Below are 4411 nucleotides of genomic sequence, written 5' to 3' on the forward strand. Positions count from 1 at the left end.
TGTCACGAGCCAGGTCCTCATTCGCCTGCATCAACCGCTCGCCAATAAGGACGAACAGCATATTGTTCACCAGCGGTGAGACCTGGATTGCCATGAAAAATTCAGTGCTTCCTGCTAGGCGCCCTCTTCGGCTCTGGGCCGCAGCGAGAGGTACTTACGGACACCTTCCCGTTGAACCCATCTCCGGGCGGACTTCAAGGCTCTGCGCTGCGTACTTCAACCTACTGCGGAAACCCTGTACCTACGGTCAGGTTGGGTGAAACCGACAGTGCGGCCACCGTCCTCCATGCGGCGGCCCCTGGTCAGTCGCCAGGTCGTTCGGCCGCACAGAGTCTTCACCAACCGATGCCTGCGGCACCTCCACCAGAAGAGCTCCCACGATCGCAGCCCCGGCCAGCAGACTCTTGTGCGGCCGCCCAGGCGGGACGTCCGCGGCAGCCTCGGCCGTGCCACCAAACGTCTCACCTGCCGCTTCCGACTGAACCGTTCCGGGTTCGGTAGGGACTCGATCATTTGAGAGGATCGAGTCATGGCACGTCCTTCCCCTTACCCGCTTGAGCTGCGCCGTCGTGCGGTCCGCATGGTCGCCGAGGTGCGGCCGGAGTACGACACCGAGTGGGCCGCTATGAAAGCGGTCGCCCAGAAGCTGGGCATCGGCACAACCGAAACCCTGCGGAAGTGGGTACGGCAGGACCAGATCGACGCCGGCACCCGGCCGGGGACGACGACGGAGGAGTCCGCCGAGCTGAAGCGGCTGAAGAAGGAGAACGCCGAGCTCAAGCGGGCGAACGAGATCCTCAAGGCCGCGGCGTCTTTCTTCGCGGCCGAGCTCGACCGGCCACACACACGCTCGTAGCGTTCATCGACGAGCACAAGGGCCGCTTCGGCGGCGTCGAGCCGATCTGCCGCGTGCTGACGATGCACGACTGCAAGATCGCCCCTGCCACCTACTACGCCCATCACAAACGCCGGACCGCGCCGTCTGCCAGGACCGTGCGGGACGGCGAGCTGAAGGAACTGATCCAGCACGTCTACGACTCCAACTACCGCGTCTACGGGGCGAGGAAGATCTGGCGGGAGCTGAACCGGCAGGGCCAGGCCGTGGCCCGCTGCACCGTTGAATGCCTGATGCGCGAGCTCGGCATCACCGGCGCGGTCCGCGGCAAACGCGTGATCACCACGCTTCCCGGCGGCCAGACCGGGCGGGCCCCGGACCTCGTCGACCGCGACTTCGTCGCCGGCGCCCCGAACCGGTGCTGGGTCGCGGACTTCACCCACGTGAAGACCTGGGCAGGTGTCGTCTACGTCGCCTTCGTCGTGGACACCTTCTCCCGCCGGATCGTCGGCTGGTCCGCGGCCACCGTGAAGGAGACGGTCTTCGTGCTGGACGCCCTGGAGATGGCGATCTGGCAGCGCGACCGTGACCAACATCCGGTTCAGCCAGGCGAGTTGATTCATCACTCGGATGCCGGGTCGCAATATACGAGTTTCCGGCTCGCCGAGCACCTGGACGTCGCCGGTATTGCCGCCTCGATCGGCTCGGTCGGCGACGCCTACGACAACGCCCTGATGGAGAGCACGATCGGGCTGTTCAAGACCGAGCTGATCAAGCCCCGGCGGCCGTGGAAGACGCTGTCCGACGTCGAGCTCGCCACCGCCGAATACGTCGACTGGTACAACCACCGACGACTCCACGGTGAGATAGGCCACGTCCCGCCGGTCGAATACGAGAACAACCACTACCTCGCAACCACGAAACCCCAGGTCACACCCAACATCTGAGATCTCTACCGAACCCGGAACGGTTCACCCCGCCGTCGAATCCAGATCAGTGTCCGACCCATCCGACCCACTCAACTCACTCAACTCAGCCGAAGACTCCGAACCCCAACGATCCCTCCCATCACGCAGATCATCGAAGTCAGACTCCGAGATCGAATCCGCGAGCGACACACGCGACCCACTCAACTCACGCAACTCAGCCGAAGACTCCCAACCCCAACGATCCCTCCCATCACGCAGAGCATCGAAGTCAAACACGAAGACCGGATCCTCAAGCGACACACGCGACCCACTCAACTCACGCAACTCAGCCGAAGACTCCGAACCCCAACGATCCCTCCCATCACGCAGAGCATCGAAGTCAAACACGAAGACCGGATCCTCAAGCGACACACGCGACCCGGACAACGACAGTTCATCCGACGAGTCCGATCCAAACTCCAACCCCGCCAACGAACCCAGATCAGTGTCCGCATCCGACGCCACCGGATCCAGATCAGTGTCCGCATCCGACCCACTCAACTCACTCAACTCAGCCGAAGACTCCGAACCCCAACGATCCCTCCCATCACGCAGATCATCGAAGTCCGACTCCGAGATCGAATCCGCGAGCGACACACGTAGCTCATCCGCCACTTGGAGAATCGGCTTCCCCGCCAGTTCGTCCGGGTCCGTATCGGTCGCACCAGACACACTCGAAATCTCAGGCAAGCTGTCGAGGCTTCCGCGGAAGTCACCCGCGGGCGGTGTGCCGGACTCCATGACCGGCCGAGCATCATTGACGGAACCCTGTAGACGGTGCTCAGCACTCCCCTCAGCATCGGTCCGGGGACCCTGTCCGGAAGACTCCTCCGGCTCCTCGGTTCCGCCTGAAAATCTCCGCTCCGCCTCTCGGAAGAGCCTGGGACTGCTGGCGAGCATGGCTTGGCGTTGCGCCGGTTCGAATGCCCCCAACGGCCATGTTGATTGAAGTACCCACATAGCGCGGTCTCCCTGTGAGATCGGAAGCTTCGCCGCCTGCAGATCGCTGAGCTCCACCGGGACCTCCAGCACAGCCGGAGAGCGCAGCAGATCTGCGATCTTCGCGCTAAGATCTTCCTCGGCTGCGGTCTGGTTCGGGTTCTGCCCTGGCAAGGTGCCACCACCAGCCGCCAAGGGTTCCTGATGGCCACGGACACTGCGTGCAGGACTGGCAGCGCCGGCGGTGACGTCGGCGGGCGACACCTGGTTCACATCGGCGCCTACGGCCCCCCCACTCCCCGTGAGGGCATCACCGATACCCTCTCCGCTCTCACTGGCGGCACGCCCCGTACCACTCCGGACATCCGCGCCATGCGGCTCCGTCGGAACACGGCGGGTCTGCTCAGTCTGATCACGCTCACTCGAAGCCGACGGGTGATCAAAGCGACCGCCGCCGCCGGACGCAACCGAATGGGCAAGCTCACCCGACTCGAAACTGCGTCTCGCCAGCGCCGGATCCACGCTGGTGGGTTGAGGGGCCTGTGACGTCCCAGCCGACGGGGAATCCGCCGACGGCACCACTTCACCGGACTCGGCCAGACGCCCCGCAGCAGGCACCGCCACACCCTGGCCCGGCTCCTCCCCAGAGGCCGACACGCGGCCTGGCCCGCGAAGGCCGAGCCAACCCATCACCTTGTTCCGGACCACGTTCCTACCCCAGCTGGGCATCTTCCACCCGGAGTCACGAACCAGAGGCGCCGCCCCCACCTCCAGCACCTGCAACGACGGGGATCCACCAGCCGACGACCTCGACGACTTCAACAGTGCAACCGACTCCACGTCAGACTCCGTGTCCAAGATCACGAATTCGCCCATCAGGCTCGATTCACCCGCAGAGAGCACCTGCTTGCCACGCCCGCCAGGCGTGAGCAGGGCCTGCGGCGGGGCATCGTCGTCACGGACACCGAATCCGTGGACGAGTTCATGGGCAGCCGGATGCTCCTCCCCAGAGGCCGGCACGCGGCCTGGCCCGCGAAGGCCGAGCCACCAACCCTCCAGCGTGTTCCGAACCACGCGCTCACCCCAACTGGGCACCTTCCACCAGGGGTCACGAACCAGAGGCGCCGCCCCCACCTCAGGCATCACATCCCACATCGGGGACTCATCAGCCCACGACATCGTCAGACTCGGCGGCTTCGACAGACTCGACGACGCATCCAAGACCCCGGAACCGACCGAAGCACCATCGAACGCTGCAACCGACTCCACGTCAGACTCCGTGTCCGAAGGCCGCCACGCGTCAAGGGCCTCGACCAACCGCTGAGCCGACCCACCCGAATCCGACCAAGCGTACTCACCCTGCACACTCGAAGACTCGACCTCGCCCCCTTGCCCTTCGAAGTCCACGCCTCTCGCCGCTGGAAGACCCGAACGCCCAGCGGTGGGTTGGATCAGCAATGGCGTACCAGCCTGCCCGTACGACACTGCCGGCATCGCATCGGACGATGCCAACTCGTCGTCCAGGTCACTGCCGTCGGCAGTGACCTGCTCCCGACGCGTGCTGACGCCGGGGTGAAGGTAGGGGGTCAGTACGTCTGCGATCTGCTGGAGATGGTCGGAGGTGATGACGATGTGCGATTGAGGATTCTCGAACTTCCCCATCAAGCTC

Annotated in this window: 1 protein-coding gene and 1 pseudogene; one reads left to right on the top strand and one right to left on the bottom strand. The window is 64.6% G+C overall.

Annotated features, from left to right (window positions below):
* The first annotated feature begins 529 nt into the window (after window positions 1–529).
* A protein-coding gene (locus tag ABT001_RS35740) for an IS3 family transposase (protein WP_351285853.1) occupies window positions 530–1782 on the top strand; the annotation gives its coding sequence in 2 pieces (ribosomal slippage) (window positions 530–812 and window positions 812–1782; 1254 coding nt in all).
* Window positions 1783–1806: 24 nt separating this feature from the next.
* Here ABT001_RS35740 and ABT001_RS35745 read toward each other — a convergent pair.
* Window positions 1807–4411 (bottom strand): annotated as a pseudogene (locus ABT001_RS35745) (hypothetical protein); the annotation flags it as partial.

The sequence above is a fragment of the Streptomyces sp. NPDC002793 genome (assembly GCF_040295485.1).
Classification (GTDB): Bacteria; Actinomycetota; Actinomycetes; order Streptomycetales; family Streptomycetaceae; genus Streptomyces.